This window comes from Chryseobacterium sp. MYb264 (assembly GCF_035974275.1).
Taxonomy (GTDB): domain Bacteria; phylum Bacteroidota; class Bacteroidia; order Flavobacteriales; family Weeksellaceae; genus Chryseobacterium.
Map to the genome: position 1 here is coordinate 1075129 of NZ_CP142422.1, position 16174 is coordinate 1091302.

General features: G+C 35.8%; 18 protein-coding genes and 4 tRNA genes. 12 read left to right on the plus strand and 10 right to left on the minus strand.

The window, feature by feature from the left end:
* Positions 1 to 14: 14 nt before the first annotated feature.
* On the minus strand, positions 15 to 404 hold the full coding sequence (locus VUJ46_RS04710) for a RidA family protein (protein ID WP_326983849.1): 390 nt from the start codon (positions 402 to 404) through the stop codon (positions 15 to 17).
* Positions 405 to 479: 75 nt separating this feature from the next.
* The gene (locus VUJ46_RS04715) at positions 480 to 1052 is read right to left on the minus strand and encodes a Crp/Fnr family transcriptional regulator (protein ID WP_326983850.1); all 573 of its coding nucleotides are present in this window, start codon (positions 1050 to 1052) and stop codon (positions 480 to 482) included.
* A 170-nt stretch (positions 1053 to 1222) separates the two neighbouring features.
* Here VUJ46_RS04715 and VUJ46_RS04720 point away from each other — a divergent pair, with 170 nt between their 5' ends.
* Positions 1223 to 2308, plus strand: a complete 1086-nt coding sequence (locus VUJ46_RS04720) for an NADH:flavin oxidoreductase (protein ID WP_326983851.1) — start codon at positions 1223 to 1225, stop codon at positions 2306 to 2308.
* Between the two features lie 347 nt (positions 2309 to 2655).
* On the opposite strand, the gene VUJ46_RS04725 is transcribed toward VUJ46_RS04720, so the two are convergent.
* A complete protein-coding gene (locus VUJ46_RS04725) occupies positions 2656 to 4104 on the minus strand; it encodes an IS1182 family transposase (RefSeq protein WP_326980898.1) in 1449 nt (482 codons plus the stop codon).
* A gap of 382 nt (positions 4105 to 4486) precedes the next feature.
* On the opposite strand from VUJ46_RS04725, the gene VUJ46_RS04730 reads away from it, so the two are divergent.
* From VUJ46_RS04730 to VUJ46_RS04750, 5 genes are all read left to right on the plus strand, one after another.
* Complete coding sequence (locus VUJ46_RS04730) at positions 4487 to 4852, plus strand: DsrE family protein (protein WP_326983852.1); 366 nt, start codon at positions 4487 to 4489, stop codon at positions 4850 to 4852.
* Positions 4853 to 4938: 86 nt separating this feature from the next.
* On the plus strand, positions 4939 to 5826 hold the full coding sequence (locus tag VUJ46_RS04735) for a helix-turn-helix domain-containing protein (protein WP_326983853.1): 888 nt from the start codon (positions 4939 to 4941) through the stop codon (positions 5824 to 5826).
* Between the two features lie 39 nt (positions 5827 to 5865).
* A complete protein-coding gene (locus VUJ46_RS04740; RefSeq protein WP_326983854.1) occupies positions 5866 to 6336 on the plus strand; it encodes a nucleoside deaminase in 471 nt (156 codons plus the stop codon).
* A 214-nt stretch (positions 6337 to 6550) separates the two neighbouring features.
* The gene (locus tag VUJ46_RS04745; RefSeq protein WP_326983855.1) at positions 6551 to 7129 is read left to right on the plus strand and encodes a hypothetical protein; all 579 of its coding nucleotides are present in this window, start codon (positions 6551 to 6553) and stop codon (positions 7127 to 7129) included.
* Between the two features lie 111 nt (positions 7130 to 7240).
* Positions 7241 to 7441, plus strand: a complete 201-nt coding sequence (locus VUJ46_RS04750) for a DUF2945 domain-containing protein (RefSeq protein ID WP_326983856.1) — start codon at positions 7241 to 7243, stop codon at positions 7439 to 7441.
* Between the two features lie 49 nt (positions 7442 to 7490).
* Here the strand turns inward: VUJ46_RS04750 and VUJ46_RS04755 are convergent, their stop codons facing one another.
* Positions 7491 to 7901, minus strand: a complete 411-nt coding sequence (locus VUJ46_RS04755) for a hypothetical protein (RefSeq protein ID WP_326983857.1) — start codon at positions 7899 to 7901, stop codon at positions 7491 to 7493.
* A 204-nt stretch (positions 7902 to 8105) separates the two neighbouring features.
* Here VUJ46_RS04755 and VUJ46_RS04760 point away from each other — a divergent pair, with 204 nt between their 5' ends.
* Positions 8106 to 8372, plus strand: coding sequence for a hypothetical protein (locus VUJ46_RS04760; protein WP_326983858.1), 267 nt, complete (start codon positions 8106 to 8108; stop codon positions 8370 to 8372).
* Positions 8373 to 8383: 11 nt separating this feature from the next.
* On the plus strand, positions 8384 to 9187 hold the full coding sequence (locus VUJ46_RS04765; RefSeq protein ID WP_326983859.1) for a GLPGLI family protein: 804 nt from the start codon (positions 8384 to 8386) through the stop codon (positions 9185 to 9187).
* Between the two features lie 77 nt (positions 9188 to 9264).
* Here the strand turns inward: VUJ46_RS04765 and VUJ46_RS04770 are convergent.
* The 4 genes from VUJ46_RS04770 to VUJ46_RS04785 form a co-directional block, all read right to left on the minus strand.
* Positions 9265 to 9337, minus strand: a tRNA-Met gene (locus VUJ46_RS04770).
* Between the two features lie 38 nt (positions 9338 to 9375).
* Positions 9376 to 9448, minus strand: a tRNA-Met gene (locus VUJ46_RS04775).
* Between the two features lie 39 nt (positions 9449 to 9487).
* A tRNA-Met gene (locus VUJ46_RS04780) sits at positions 9488 to 9560 on the minus strand.
* 38 nt (positions 9561 to 9598) lie between these two features.
* A tRNA-Met gene (locus VUJ46_RS04785) sits at positions 9599 to 9671 on the minus strand.
* A gap of 101 nt (positions 9672 to 9772) precedes the next feature.
* Between VUJ46_RS04785 and VUJ46_RS04790 the strand changes: the two genes are divergently transcribed.
* The 3 genes from VUJ46_RS04790 to prmC all read left to right on the plus strand — a co-directional run bounded on the left by VUJ46_RS04790 (position 9773) and on the right by prmC (position 12094).
* Complete coding sequence (locus tag VUJ46_RS04790; protein ID WP_326983860.1) at positions 9773 to 10384, plus strand: L-threonylcarbamoyladenylate synthase; 612 nt, start codon at positions 9773 to 9775, stop codon at positions 10382 to 10384.
* Positions 10385 to 10487: 103 nt separating this feature from the next.
* Positions 10488 to 11246, plus strand: coding sequence for a peroxide stress protein YaaA (yaaA, locus tag VUJ46_RS04795; RefSeq protein WP_326983861.1), 759 nt, complete (start codon positions 10488 to 10490; stop codon positions 11244 to 11246).
* Complete coding sequence (gene prmC / locus VUJ46_RS04800; protein ID WP_326983862.1) at positions 11246 to 12094, plus strand: peptide chain release factor N(5)-glutamine methyltransferase; 849 nt, start codon at positions 11246 to 11248, stop codon at positions 12092 to 12094. Before yaaA ends, prmC begins: the two co-directional genes overlap by 1 nt.
* Before the next feature lie 164 nt (positions 12095 to 12258).
* Here prmC and rhaM read toward each other — a convergent pair whose 3' ends face one another.
* Positions 12259 to 12576 (minus strand): L-rhamnose mutarotase, encoded by a 318-nt coding sequence (gene rhaM, locus VUJ46_RS04805; protein ID WP_326983863.1) that lies wholly within the window; start codon positions 12574 to 12576, stop codon positions 12259 to 12261.
* A 316-nt stretch (positions 12577 to 12892) separates the two neighbouring features.
* Here rhaM and VUJ46_RS04810 point away from each other — a divergent pair, with 316 nt between their 5' ends.
* Entirely contained in the window at positions 12893 to 15394 is a 2502-nt protein-coding gene (locus VUJ46_RS04810; RefSeq protein WP_326983864.1) for a pectate lyase family protein, read from the plus strand.
* Positions 15395 to 15517: 123 nt separating this feature from the next.
* On the opposite strand, the gene VUJ46_RS04815 is transcribed toward VUJ46_RS04810, so the two are convergent.
* The gene (locus VUJ46_RS04815) at positions 15518 to 16171 is read right to left on the minus strand and encodes a rhomboid family intramembrane serine protease (protein WP_326983865.1); all 654 of its coding nucleotides are present in this window, start codon (positions 16169 to 16171) and stop codon (positions 15518 to 15520) included.
* Positions 16172 to 16174 lie beyond the last annotated feature (3 nt).

Sequence of the window (16174 nt, forward strand, 5' to 3'; positions counted from 1 at the left end):
AATACAAACAGAATTTACTTCACCACCGTAGCTTCAAACTCTACTTTTAGCGTTTCAAATAACATTTTTACTTCCATTACGGTAGTTGCCTGCTGAACTTCATGTTTCTTAATCCAGTTTTGTAAGACGTCGAAATTTTTAAACAGTTCTTCGTGTTCCGTGGTGTATACATTCAGCCGAACGATATTTTTAACTTCAAAATCTGCCTGAATGATTACTTTTTTCAAATTTTCCAGCGCTTCTGTGATTTGAGTTCTCATATCGGCATCGCTTGAAATTCCATCATCATTAATCGCAGTTTGCCCCGAAATATAAAGCGTACTCTGAACATTTTTTACTTCTACGGCCTGTGCATAATTTCTCGCATCCTGCCATTTCCAAGGGTTGATGATTGTTTTTTCCATGTTGAATATTTTTTAATTAAATAGAACAACAAAGTTCAGCATCACTCTTCCTTTTCTGTGTGATCTGCATCACAATTATTTTGATTCTTTAAAAAGTCGGCTTAGTGTTTCGCGTGATAATCCAAAATAAGCCGCCAAAGTAATTTTAGGAATTCTCTGAACTAAAGAAGGATAATATTTTAGAAATTGCTCGTATCGTTCTTTAGCACTCAAAGTCATCAAAGACAAAATTCTCCGTTGGTTTGAAATATGCCCATTGACCGCTTTGGAAAGGAAAAATTCGGTCATTCTAGGAACTTTCTTTAACAATTGATGATAATTGTTATAAGAAAGTTTTAAAACTTCCGTATCCTCAAGGCATTGCAAAGTCTGGGTCGCTTTTGTTTGAGTATAAAATGCCATAAAATCGGTTTCCCACCAATCTTCCATCGCAAAAGAAATAATATGTTCCTTTCCTTCCTGATCACTGCAAGAAAGCTTAATTAATCCTGAAACAATAAAGTAAATAGACTCTACCTTATCATTTTCCTGAATGATGAAATCTTTTTTATTAAAATGTTCTTCCTCGAAAAAAGCACTCACTTTTTCCCATTCATGATCGGAAAGATGTATTGTTTTTTGAATATGATTTCGGAGAATAAGGTTCATTTATATCGTTGAAAATTGATTCTTTACCACAAAAATAATAAAACCGCAGGTGGTTATTTAAAAATCATCCATCATATATTAGAAATCCTCCATTTTATGAGAGTTTATATCAACCCACCTTTGCAACAGATTAAAATTCATATCAGTAAAATCTTAAAAATTGAAATATAATGTCTGTTTCTGATCTATTTAAACCTCTCACTCTCCTGCATGGTCCGGCGATGAAAAACCGTTTTATGATGGCTCCATTAACCAGTCAGCAAAGTGAGCACGACGGCTCCGCCTCCAAATACGACCAATATTGGATCGAACAACTCTCTGAAAGCGGTTACGGATTAATTCAAACCGGAGCTGCAACTGTAGAAGCCGGAGGAATTGCTTTTGAAAGACAATTGGGTATTCACAGCGATAAACATTTACCCGGATTAACAAAAATGGCGACCGCCATCCGGGAAGGAGGTGCATTATCTGCCGTACAGCTTCATCACGCGGGACATCGCGCCGTGCCTTCATTGGGAGGAATCGTTTCTCCAGCTTCAGGTAAAACAGTTTCTCATGTAAAAGCTTTGACGACAGAAGAAGTGGAACGAATTCGTGACAGTTTTATTGAAGCTGCCAAAAGAGCCCAGTTAGCCGGATATAACGGAGTTTCTGTTCATGGTGCCTTTGGCTGGATCTTATCGGAATTTTTATCGCCAAACCTTAATGATCGCACCGATAAATATGGCGGCAGTATTAAAAACCGTGCCCGATTCACCCTTGAAGTGATTGAAGGAATTCGAAAAGCCTGTGGTCCGGATTTTCAGATTGGCTGGCGACTGTCGATTGAACGGTATGGACTTCGTCTGGAAGAATTACGCGAAATTACCGCAGAAATTTTTGATAAAGAATTGATTGATTATCTGGATCTTGCTTTGTGGGATTCTGCTCAGCTTGTACGAGAAGGTACTTTTCAGGGAAAAACAATGCTCAGCGTTTTTACCGAACTTCCCCGTAAAGGCGTGCGTTTGGGTGCTGCAGGAAAAATTATGAGTGCTCACCGCGCCGCAGAATTATTAGATGAAGGTTGTGATTTTGTACTGATCGCAAGAGCCGGAATTCTTCAACGGGATTTTCCGCTTCAGGTAAAGGCAAACCCTTTTTATGACAGTCGGGATCTTCCTGTAACGGCAGATTATCTTCGTGAGGGTGGATTGAGTGAACGTTTTATTGAAACCATGCGGGGTTGGCAAACTTTCGTGAAATTTGGATCATAAATTATACCAATTTGTCGTTGAAATTTCTTTTAAATTGTTTAACCCTTTCAGGGTTATATCATCATGGAATATATATTCATCGGGTTTCACCCGACGCTATTCATATTAAACCACTTCGTGGTTTTTTAAGGTAAAAAAAACATAAATGATATCGAGGGCACTGAAAAACCCCGTTCATATAGAATTACCAATTGATTTGGAGTTAGAATTAAGAGTTTATTACGAAAATTAAACCTTCGTAATAAGCTTTTTTTCTTTTTTTCAGTATCAAATTTTTGAGGTTTAACGGGATTGATATTGCGCCACGCCTGCGATGTTTATAAAAGACGGAGTATAGATCGATTTCTCTATATTAATTTCAGGATTCTCTTCAAATTGACAGTGAAAATAGCCATTGCACCCTGCATTTGCATATTTTCAATACCATTTGCAATCGCCCTGTCGTAGCCGTGTACGTTTTTAAGCTCGCTGTTTTTGGCTTCGATTTTATAGCGGTGTTTCGATTTTTCTTTGTAATAATCGCTTTCCTGAAAAATCATTTGCTCCTTATGTAAGTCTGATTTTATGGAAACCGAATAAGTTTTAGATTTTGCTCCTTCTTTATAACATCCTTCTTTTAATGGGCAAACCTTGCATTTTTCAATATCAAAATAATAGGTATCCACTTGATTTCCGCCTACGTGTTTCTTCCCGCCACGAGCTTTGCGAATCGCCAAATGCCCTGCAGGACACACAAAACGGTCGGCATCTTTATTGTAATCAAAACGGTCTTCATCTTTTCGAAAACCCTGGGTGATGGAAGGATTAAGTCTGGCTACTATTTTAATATTTTGTTCGCCCGCAATTTTCAGATTTTCTTTTCCGCTGTAAGCAGCGTCACCAATGATGGCATCTACCTCCATCCCGTTGTCCTGGCTCATCTGCAGTAATTTTGGCAGTTCCGGGCCGTCGCCTTTTTCTCCCGAAGTTACCACGGCCGCCGTAATAATCCGCTCTTCGCTCATCGCCAAGTGCGTTTTGTATCCGAAAAAAGAACTGTCAGCCGATTTGTGACCCGTTTTAGCGTCGGCATCTTTTGAAAAAACCATCTGCTCCCCGGTGTCTCTCACTGTTTCCTTCAAAAGATTCAGCTTCTCCTTTACAGCAGGAATCTCCCTGATAGAAGCTTCGTTTTCAATGCGTTTTTCGAGTTCTCTGCAATAATCCAATTCTTTGTTTAAATCATTTTCAATATTTTTTGAGGGCATTTTAGTTTTAAATTCTTCATCAAACTGATAAACGGTCTTGCGAAGCAGTTTTGAGCGCTCCCGCAATACTTCTATCGTTGAAAAAGGATTGCTCATCGACAAGGTGTGAGTGGCATCTACAATGATGGATCTGGATTTGATGATGCCTTTTTCAATCGCAATACTCACGGTTTTACCAATGAGCAAGCTTAAAAGATCACTATCTTTCAAACGCAGTTTTCTGAATTTTGTAAGGGAACTGGGATTGATTACATCTTCTTCCGGAGTCATATCCAAGAAATATTTAAAGGACATATCATACCGGGAACGCTCTACCACATCTACATCAGAAACTGTATAAATACTTTTTAAAAGCAGGTATTTAAACATCCGTACCGGACTTTCAGCATTGCGACCATTGTTTAAGCAGTATTTGCTCAAAAGCTCATCATAGATGAAAGAAAAATCAATCAGCTCATTAATTTTTCTAAGAAGGTTTTCCTTCGGTACAATTAAATCATACAAACCGGAATAGGCACTCAACGGAAGTTTTTCTTGCTGTATTAACATTTGCTTTGCTATTGAAATTTACATTGAAGATAAAAAAATAAGCAAAACTTTTAAAGTTTTGCTTATTTTTTTTAATGAAGTTTACTTTTTCAGTGCCCTCATGATATCACCTATTTTTTTTTAATCCTAAACTAAAGCGGACTTTTATAAAGTTCGCTTCTTTTTTTATTGATAAACAAATATTTAAATTACCAACTACAACCCTAGCCCCGATAGAAATGGCATCCTTTTTTGTTGCGGCGGAGCGAAGCGGAGCCGTAACAAAAAAGATAAAATGGATAGCGGGAAAAAGCTCCTAAAAAAAATCTCCATGACAAAGTAAAAATCATCCATTCTTTGGCGGTTGTTATTACCACATCTTTGCAGTGTAAATAAATTTTTTATGAAAAAGACAGCAATTATTATCCTTTCTGATCCAAAATCGGGTTCAGAAGAAGCAATGGGAAGAGTGTTCAACGCGTTGGCATCAGCCTACGAGTTTAAACATGCAGGAGAAGAGGTAAAAATCATTTTCCAGGGAACGGGAATCAGATGGCCTGAGCAACTTGAAAAGGCAGACCATCCTATCAACGGGCTTTACAGCGAGGTAAGAAATCATGTTCAGGGTCTTTCAAAAGGTTGTGTAGCGGTTTTCGGAACAGAGGTTTCCGGCTATGATCTTTTGAACGAAAATGAAGTGCCGGGAACTCCGGGATTGCCAAGCTTGCTCAACCTTAGAAATGAAGGTTTCGATATTTTGATTTTCTAACAAAGCTCTCAACTGCTCTCCATATTTTTCGGAGGGCAGTTTTTAATGAAGAACAGTTTAAAAATATTAATTAAATTGCAGGCATCATGTTGTCACAATCTGTATATACGCTTATTAATCAACAAAATGGAAATCTTGCTTTCAAACTGTTTGAGTTTGATAACAATAGCTATTTTGATCATATTCAGCGTAATAATTATTTCACTTTAATATTAATTACTTCCGGTGAAGGAACTGCAACCGTTGATCTTTGCGATTATCAGTTTCAGGAAAATACAATGTTTGCGTTTTATCCTTATCAGCCATTTATGCTGTGTTCTCAAAAACCAATTATGGGAATTTCTATACAGTTTCATCATGATTTTTTCTGCATTTATCGCCATCATAAGGAAATTGCATCAAACGGTATTTTGTTTAATAATGTTTACCAGCAACCTTTTATTTGCCTGAATGAATTCAGCAAAAGTTCTATTTTGAATCTCATCAACGGAATTGCAAGTGAATTAAAAGCAGACGGTTTCCGAAAAGATGAAGTCTTGGTTTCTTATCTGAAAATTTTGCTCGTAACGGCAACGAGGATAAAACTTGAACAACAATCGCTTCAGGACTCACAATCAACGAATATCAAGCAACAGTTTATTATTCAGAATCTTAAAAACGCTATTGAAGATAATTTCAGGATAAAACATTCGGCAAGTGATTATGCCGATCTTTTGAATCAAACTCCGGCTTCGCTGGCGAGAATTACGAAGAATCATTTTAATAAAACCCTTTCTGACCTGATTACCGAACGGATTATTATTGAAGCGAAAAGAGAATTGTACCTTACCGATAAGACGATTAAAGAGATTGCCTATGAACTGGGATATGATGACGAATATTATTTCAGCAGGCTTTTTAAAAACAAGACCGATATTTCACCTCAAATTTATAGAAATACGATTGGTTTCAACAGAGGAAATGTCAATAATTAATATCAACCTATTTTCTTTATGATCTGTAAAACAGTAACAATGAATGAGTACAATAATTATATGCTTGAATGTATTGAATTAGGCAAACAGGCATTAGAAAACGGAAACCCGCCCGTTGGTTCTTTATTGGTTTTTGAAGATAAAATTATCGGCAGAGGCGTTGAATCCGGCAAATCATCCGGAGATATTACGCAGCATGCAGAAATTTTAGCAGTGAAAGATGCTTTGACAAATGGTTACCGAGACGTTTTAAATCAAGCCACACTTTTCTCAACTCATGAGCCCTGCATTATGTGTTCTTACCTGATCAGGCATCATCAAATTAAAAAAATTATATTCGGTGCTTCTGTTCCTCTCGTTGGAGGACAAACGTCTGAATTCAAGATACTGGAAACGGAAACGATTCCTAAATGGGGTAAAAAACCTGAAATAGAATCAGGAATTCTTCAGCATGAATGTGAAGTGCTGAATGACCAATTTCAACAATATCTTGCTACTCAAAATAAATAAAATTTAAAATATTAACTTTTTAGATTAAGCTGAAGATTTTTATTCAGTAACAATTTATTTAGGCATAAATTACACAAATCATGACTTTGAAATCATCATTTTTATAACAACAGCCAATTAATGTTATCGAATTGTTAATTTTTATTAAATAAAATTAAAATGTATTGGTTTAAACTGAGAAAATATATTTATTTTAGTGCCTTAAAAATTTCTCATGAAAAGATATAATTTATTTATTGTACTATTACTCCTTATTTTTAACGTTACGACGGCTCAAAAAAAGTCTCCTGCTGCAGATCTGAGCATTTTGGGAGAAACAAAATCTAAAATAGAAAAGACGGTTCCACTGGTTATTCAACATTTGCAGACGATTGCTACGAAAGAAGGTGATAACAATATCGTTGTCAACGGAAAAGCAGCTTTGGCAAGAGAATACGGAGTAATGGAATCTGAGTGGTTTTTGTACAGAAATAATATGAAAAACTGCATCCTGAACAACTCATCCAAAAAGGCTAAAAAATGCATGGAATACCATAATAATATGTTCAGAGGAACAATGATCAATTATAATAATTATATCACCAACCTTACTAAAAAGAACGGATATTTAGGAGTAGAGGGCGATACAAAGTTTGAATTTAAGCCAACTGAGATCTCTACCAAGCTAAGTGAAGCTTACTTCAACGCTAGCGATGCGGCAGGAAGAATGAAAGGGCAACAAAAGGTAGAATTTATGGATCAGTCGATGGCGGATGGTAATAAACTGACACCTTTCAGTCAATTAGCACAATAATTTAAGTAAATACAACATAGGATCCTGCTTTTCTAAAGCGGGATTTTTTTTGAAAAATCAACGGCTTTGTTTTTGATTAAAATTAAATATTCCTAACAAAAGACTATAATTATGCTGAAAAAGGGAGATCATGTACAATGGAAATTCAGATATGGACAAACTCACGGAATCATTATAAAAATTCATACACAGGATTTTATCTTTATGAATCGACAAAGAAGAGCATATAAAACAGAACCTCAATATGAAGTAATGAGCGAGAAAACAGGAAAAACCGCTGTTCATAAAGCTTCTGCCTTAAAAAAGAGATAAAAAAAGCCACAAATCTGTGGCTTTTAGTTTTAATATTGATAAGGTATTTCTATTTTATTTTATCGTAAATTAATTTTGTGACAATGGCTCCAAAAAGATAATAGGCAACCGTCATCGCTTTTTTCTGATTATTTTCTGCGACAGGCGCATCATCTAGTCCCATTTTCTGTGGCAATAATACTGCTCCCAAACCGGCAGCAACTCCTGAAGCCATATTAAAACTACTTGTCGCCGTGGTTGCGTAATAAATTCCGTTGCTGACAATATCTCCCGCTAACGTCGCAGCATACAACTGATCTTTATCAGTGATTTTCATATCTACTTTGTCAAGCGCTTTATTTAAAGCTTCCTCGCCTACTTTATTAACTTCAGGAACATTGTCGAAGTTTTTTCTAATGGTTTCGTGTAAAAGGTTCAAGGCAATTGCGCCGCCTAATCCTGCAAGAATTTTCTTATACATATTTTTTGATTTTTGGTGTGGTAAAAGACGTGCATAAATTGAGCCAGTAATTGAACTATAATTTAATATGTATACTTTAACTAGCTATTTAACATAAAAAATAAATCATAAATTAATTATAATCCCGAAGCAGTGATAAAAATATATTTTGTATTATTACAATCGATTGCAATCAAAATCGAAAATTTAACAAACTAATCAATTATGAAAAAAATGATTTTATTAGCTGCTTTTGCAGTTGCAGGCACAATTAGTGCAAAAGGGAATGTTGAAAATAACATAGTCGACGAATCAAAAAAAACACAAACAGAACAAAGTGAAACCTCGGAAAAAAATCAATTAGAAGCTCAAAAGCAATTTAATTGTATCTCTTATACTTTATCTTGTGGATGGCCAAGTTTTGCATGTGGATACAGCACAGCAGAAATACTAATAGCTGTTTGGGAAAATGATGCAAATGTTTGTGGATAATTATTAATGATATGCGATTACTCTTTTTTTTAATTTTCTTTTTAAGCTTTACATCTTTTAAAGCACAAAATCTTAAAAGTGAAAATATGAAAATTTTCACTTATCGGTTAACTTATTTTTCAGATTCGACGAACACGGAAAGTAGTAAACAAGAAGATTTTGATTTGCAAATTTTAGGAAATAAATCCTGCTTTGTCAGTACTAATTATAAATTTGGTTATCAAAATATCAGAATGATGGCAGCTAGTGGTCAGGGATTGGCAGTTGCTGCGGGAAACCTTATGAAACTACCTAAAAGTGCTTTCAGATATTCTATTTATAAAGAAAATAATGATATTGCTTTTTATGAAAAAGTATATTCATTTGGACTGAAATATAATGAAAAAGCATCTTTTGATTGGAAACTTTCTAAAGAAAAAAAGAAGATTGATACTTATAATTGTAATAAAGCCACTCTTACTTATGGTGGCAGAGAATGGATCGCTTGGTATACAACCGAAATTCCAATCTCGGAAGGTCCTTATAAATTTAAAGGATTACCAGGAATGATTATACAATTATATGATGCTAAAAATCAATACAACTTTTCTTTAATAGAAGTTCAAGCGAATAAAGACTATCCTATTTTCTATGATGAATCTTTTAATAATTATAAAGAAATTTCGAGGAAAGAATATTTTGCGACGAGGGACAATCTAAAAAATAATTATGTGAATAATGTAGAAAGTCAAGGAATAACATTTCAAGCAAAAGATAAAGCTGATATTCAACGAAACATTAATAAAAAAGGAAATAATCCAATAGAATTAAAATAGACTCAGGCTCACCTTCGGTGAGCCTGAGCTTTTAAACAATAAAAAAGAGAACCATAACTATGATTCTCTTAATGTAGTAGCGGGAACCGGACTCGAACCGATGACCTTCGGGTTATGAGCCCGACGAGCTACCTACTGCTCCATCCCGCGGTGTATTTTTAGAGTGCTTACCGAAAGCACTTGCTTAGTAGCGGGAACCGGACTCGAACCGATGACCTTCGGGTTATGAGCCCGACGAGCTACCTACTGCTCCATCCCGCGGTGTATTTTTAGAGTGCTTACCGAAAGCACTTAACTTAGTAGCGGGAACCGGACTCGAACCGATGACCTTTGGGTTATGAGCCCAACGAGCTACCTACTGCTCCATCCCGCGGTGTATTTTTAGAGTGCTTACCGAAAGCACTTACTTAGTAGCGGGAACCGGACTCGAACCGATGACCTTCGGGTTATGAGCCCGACGAGCTACCTACTGCTCCATCCCGCGTTATTGGATTGCAAAAGTACGACTTTTTTTTATAAATCCTAATTTTTCTTTTAAATAAAGGACTTTTATGAAAACTATTTTAATATTCGTATCTTTGTGATATGGCAAAAATACTCAGAATTTATCCTGACAACCCACAGGAAAACCTTATCAATGAGGTTATTAAAACTTTAAATAATGGTGGATTAATTATTTATCCGTCAGACACAGTTTATGCATTAGGGTGTAACATTTTTGATATAAAAGCCATGGAAAAACTGGCACAGATCAAAAAAATCAAGTTGGAAAAAGCTCAATTTTCTATTATTTGTAACGATTTGAGTCACCTTTCGGATTTTACAAGACCTATCGACACCTCTATTTTCAGGTTTTTGAAAAGTCATCTTCCCGGTCCGTTTACCTTTATTCTGGAAGCCAATAAAAGTTTACCTTTAGCGTATAAAGGCCATAAAACAATTGGTATCCGTGTTCCGGAACATCCGATTCCTCAGCTTATTGTTGAAAAATTAGGTCATCCTATTGCATCAACATCGATTAAAGACGACGATGAGGTATTAGAATATTCTACAGATCCCGAATTGATTGCTGAAAAATACGATCATCTGGTTGATATCGTGATCGATTCAGGATATGGAGACAATATGGCTTCCACCATTGTAGATCTTACTTCGGGCGAGCCTGAAATTATTCGACAAGGAAAAGGGATTATTTAAATCAAATATCAATATTGACAAGTGAATGACCGACGATATGAAGGATTCACTATTGATCATTCACCATTCCCACTCAATTATTTTAAAATTTTTTATTTTTTTCATGAAAATAGTAACATCTCCTGCGAAATTAATGAATGTCGAGAATTCAACAGACCTGTTGAAAACAACAACTCCTAAATTCATTGAGCAAGCAGAATTCATACAATCTTATTTAAAAGAAAAATCGCCCAAATATCTTTCTGAGCTCATGGAAATTTCGCCAAAACTGGCGGATGAAAACTGGGAAAGAAATCAAAACTGGAAATCCAAACCTACCGCAAAAGAGTCAGCTCCTGCGCTATTTGCCTTTACGGGAGAGGTTTACAGAGGTTTGAATGCAAAAACATTAGATCAAAATGCAGTAGATTACCTTCAAAAAAATTACAGAATGTTGTCAGGATTATACGGTTTGCTGAAACCGTCCGACAAAGTAATGCTTTACCGACTTGAAATGGGAAGACCTTTCGAGTTCGATGAGTACAAAAACTTATATGAATTCTGGAGAGAAAGAATTACAGAACAGCTGAATTCTGACATGAAGAAAAATGAAATTCTTCTTAACTTGGGAAGTAATGAATATTTTAAAGTAATCGATCGTAAAAAACTGAATCACACGGTTATTGATTTTGATTTTTATGAATTAAGAGAAGGAAAACTGAAAACCATCGTTGTGTACACAAAACATGCCCGAGGCCTGGTCGTAAGATTCTGTGCAGAGAGCAATGCTCAGACTTTAGACGATGTAAAAGCCTTCAACTACGAAGGATACAGAATTGACGAGGCAAAATCTACCGACACTAAACTGGTTTTTACAAGATAATGACATTTTCAGAACTTCATAATTACTTTTCAAAACAGCTTTCCGAAATCTATACAGAATCTGAAAGTGCATTTATCTTTCAGATTTTTGCAGAAAATATATTGGCATTAACTACTTTTCAGTTACGACAAATGGCCGATCTGGAAATATCTCCTGAAAATGAAGGAAAATTTCATCATATTATTGCTGAATTACAAACGGGGAAACCTTATTTGCAAATTTTAGGTGAAACAGAATTTTACGGAATGAAATTTTTTGTGGATGAACATGTATTGATTCCGCGTCCTGAAACAGAGGAATTGTTAGAATTGGCAATACAGAAAATAAAAGCTCTGAAGCCGCCAAGTTCTCCCCTTAAAATTCTTGATATCGGAACAGGAAGCGGCGTTATTCCTTTAGTTTTAAAAAAATATTTCCCTAACTCCGAAGTAACTTCTATCGACTTTTCAGAAAAAGCATTGGAAACCGCTAAAAGAAATGCATCATTTCATCAGTTGGAAATTAATTTTATCCATGCGGATTATCTGAATTATGATTTGAATGAAAACTTTGATATCATTATTTCAAATCCTCCTTATATCGGAATTGAGGAAGAACATGAAATAGCTGATTCTGTCAAGGAATTTGAGCCCAAAATGGCGCTCTTCTCTCCTACTTCTGACACATTGATCTTTTATAGAAAAATTGCCGAAGATTCCGCAAAACATCTGAATAAAAACGGATTATTATTCTTGGAAATCAATCAGAAATTAGGTACGGAAACATTAACGTTATATCACGATTTTTCAGAAGCTGCTTTAATAAAAGATTTGTCTGAAAATGACAGATTTGTTTTTGGAAGAAAATAGATCTGTCAGTCTAGAGGTCGGAAGGAGGATGCTGGAAGTTTGTTTTGTCAGTATTATCGCGAATGGTTTACATGTTGAATGATTCTGCTTACAAAATTTTTATTTAAATTTTGGATTTCAGCCAATTGAACCATTTTACCTTTTACTTTTTCCTTTCCGCACCTTTACTCTAAATGAAAAACTTCCTGCAGAGGAATACTTACGGGAGAATGATCCGGATTGGTTTCCATGAGATCCGCCATGTAATTCCACCACTTTTTTACAATTTCAGACTCTCCCAAATCCTGAGATCCGGCACCTTCCGAAATAACCTGATGGGCAAATAAGGTATTGGTATCTTTATCCCAATAGATCGTATAATCCGCGACTCCTGAATCTTTGAGCAATTCTTTTAACTCAGGCCAGATTTCATGGTGTCTTTTTTCATATTCTTTTTCACAACCCGGTTTTAGAAACATTTTAAAGGATATTCTTTTTTTCATTTTTTTTAATTGAAAAGTTAAGTTTTTAAAATTAATAAAAATTCATTTTGATTTTGTCAACTTTTTATAATAAAATTTATCAAATCGATGAATTGACATTCATAATGGTAAGGGCTAATGACATAAAAAATCATAGGTTATACGATTAACAAATTTATGCTAAAGAACTGCAAATTCTTTCATATAAGCAATTTAGACAGAAATTTAACACAAATTTCACATCAAAATGATCTATATTAATTATTTATATATATTTGTGTGTAATCGATTACATTTTATCAAATTAATTTAAAAACTAAACTAATTTTATCTAATCATGAAAAGAATACTATCCTTTTTCGTGCTTTTATTCGGTATTCTACTACTGAAGGCGCAGGTTACGATTACGCAGGCAACAGGCTGGCTTGAAACAGCTTATGTAAAATGGACTCCCGTGAGCGGAGCCGATAGCTATAGAGTTTATTATACCGGCGGCGGCGTTACCAACAAACTTATTGACACCCAATTGATAAGAAGCTACGGTTCTTATTTCAGAGCCGATATTTTAGGATTAACTCCAGGAAATTATACCATAAAAGTGGTTCCTGTAACCAATAATGTGGAAGGAACAGCAGCTTTCTCCAACTCTGTTACTGTTCTACCACAGGACAGAACAGGATTTGCCCACAGCAATGGCAGGACTCCCGGAGCGTATAATAATGACGGAACCTTAAAGGCAAATGCAGTCGTTATTTACATCACCCAAAATACAAAAAATACGGTTTCTCTGAATGTCACGGGAGCCAATTCAAATCCTTGTGTAGGTCTGCAAACTATTCTTGACGGATTCAAAAAAGGAAATGATACCCGCCCTCTAGCCGTAAGATTTATAGGAAATATTACAGATCCCAATTACTTATTAAATGGTGACATTGTGGTAGAAAATAAGAATATTGCCGCAAGTTCGATTACTTTGGAAGGTGTAGGATCTGATGCCGTTGCCAACGGATGGGGAATCAGGATTAAAAATGCCACTAATATTGAAGTGAGAAACCTTGGTTTTATGCTTACTGATGCGGCAGAAGGTGATAACCTGAGCCTACAGCAAAACAACAGCTATATCTGGGCACATAACTGTGATCTTTTCTATGGAAAACCAGGTAGTGATGCCGATCAGGTAAAAGGAGACGGAGCTTTGGATGCCAAAAAATCTACGTATGTTACATTTTCATACAATCACTTTTGGGATAATGGAAAAAGCTGTCTTTTAGGATTAAGCGAAGGAACGACTTCCGGACTGTACATTACGTATCATCACAATTGGTTTGATCATTCCGATTCCAGGCATCCGAGAGTAAGGTATTATTCAGCACACGTCTACAATAATTATTATGACGGAAATTCAAAATATGGCGTGGGTTCCACTATGGGTTCATCCGTTTTTGTGGAAGGAAATTATTTCAGAAACTGTAAGTATCCGATGTTAACCTCAAAACAGGGAACCGATATCGCCAATGGTTCAACAGGAACTTTTTCTGGGGAAAATGGCGGTGTTGTAAAAGCTTTCAACAATTATATGATGGGTCAGAATGCTTTTGTTCCTTACAATTCAAGTTCCGCGGCAAGTCATTTTGATGCGTATGTAGCTACCTCGAGAAATGAGATGCTGGGAACCAATATTAAAGCGTTTCAGGGCAATGGAAACTATAATAATTTCGATACTGATGCTTCTCTGTATGTAAATTCTTTGGTTCCGGACTCCCCTACCGCTGCAAAAGATAAAGTGACCCAATACTCAGGACGAGTTTCCGGAGGTGATATCAGCTGGAATTTCAGCAATGCAAATGATGATACTTCGGACGCCGTAAATACAGGTTTAATGGCTGTTTTACAAGGTTACACCTCTTCTCTTGTATCGGTTCAAGGCGAGACATCAGCTCCGGTAAGCTCTCAAACATTAACGATTGCTTCCAACAACGAGCAAAATGTAAGTTCAGGAAGCTCTATTTCTCCAATGATCTTTACCTGGGGAGGAACAGCGACTGATGCTAATGTGACAGGACTTCCGGCTTCGGGAATCAGTTTCGTGAAAAATTCAACTAACAAAACCATTACTGTTTCAGGAATTCCGACGGCTGATATTGATTTTACCATTACAACAACTGGAAGTTCAGGAAATCCGGTTTCGGCAACGGGAAGTATTTCTGTGACGCCTACAGGTTCTAACCCTCAGGGAAATGAAGTCCATAACTTCACAACTTCCAATCTCAGCAGTTCGTTCTACAGCTTTACCTCTGCCAATATGAATTCAACGGACGGTTCTGCAAGTTATGATGGATTGACTTTAACCAAAAGATTAAAAATAGAGTCATCAACAGCGATTAATTTTACAACTACAGCTTCTTCAGCTTTGACTTTGGTTTTTGACCCAACATTTAGCGGAACCATTAAAGTAAATAATGTATCTTACACGGCTTCATCGGGAGTCGTAAATATTCCGAGTTTAGCAGCAGGTTCGCATTCGATCACGAAAGGAAGCGTTGCCAATCTGTTCTATATTAAAACCGAATATGCGTCATCTATGGTTTTAGCAACCAAAGAAACTTCTATGGAAAAGGTTAGAATCCATCCCAATCCTGTAGAAACATTCTTTACAATTTTTACTTCGGGGAAAGAAGATATTGAGCAAATTATTATCACCAATTCGATGGGAGAAATGGTGAAAAACATCAAAGGAAATGCAAAAACCATCAGTATGGAAGGAATGATGAGCGGAATTTATTTCCTACAGATAAAAACCAATAAAGGAATTATTCAACAAAAAATTATAAAAAAATAATCTTCTTCATTTAATTTAAAATTCGTTACCGCCTCAGATTTTGGGGCGGTTTTTTATTTAAATTAAAACACAAAAAAACCAATGCCTAGGACATTGGTTAGTATTTTTTCTATTAAGTATTTATTATCTAATTTTTTTCTTAACGAAAATCTGGTAGCCTAAATAAATTAAAGGCAACGCCATAATTCCTATATAAATTGAATTTTCTATTGCTGCTGCAGGTTGATTAGCAACCGCATAAACTAAACCGAAAAATGCGCCTCCCAAATGAGCTGCATGCCCGATATTGTCATGTTGATTAGGGTTTAGCATCATATAAACCGAGTAGCTAAAGTACAACAGGCCAAATACAAATCCAGGTATACCAATAGGAATAAAAAACATATAAATTTCCAAATTAGGGATCATTGCAATTGAAGCAAATAAAATCCCGGAAACACCTCCACTTGCACCAATTGCAGAGTACCAAGGCTGTCTCTGATAAAGAAATAATGAAAATATATTCCCTAATAAAATGGAACCGAAATAAACAATCAAAAATCCTAAATTTCCAAATCCCTGAATAACAACTGGTCCAAAGAAATAAAGAGTAAGCATATTAAACACCAAGTGCATAATATCCGCATGAAGAAATCCTGCAGAAAGCAAACGAATGTATTCCTTTCTGTTCATGATCGCTCCAACGCTGAACTTATATTTTTCAAAATTGCTGCTGCCATTGGGAGCTATAAAGCTTATAACAGCTGTAATTGCTATAATTAATATTAAAACATTCATAAT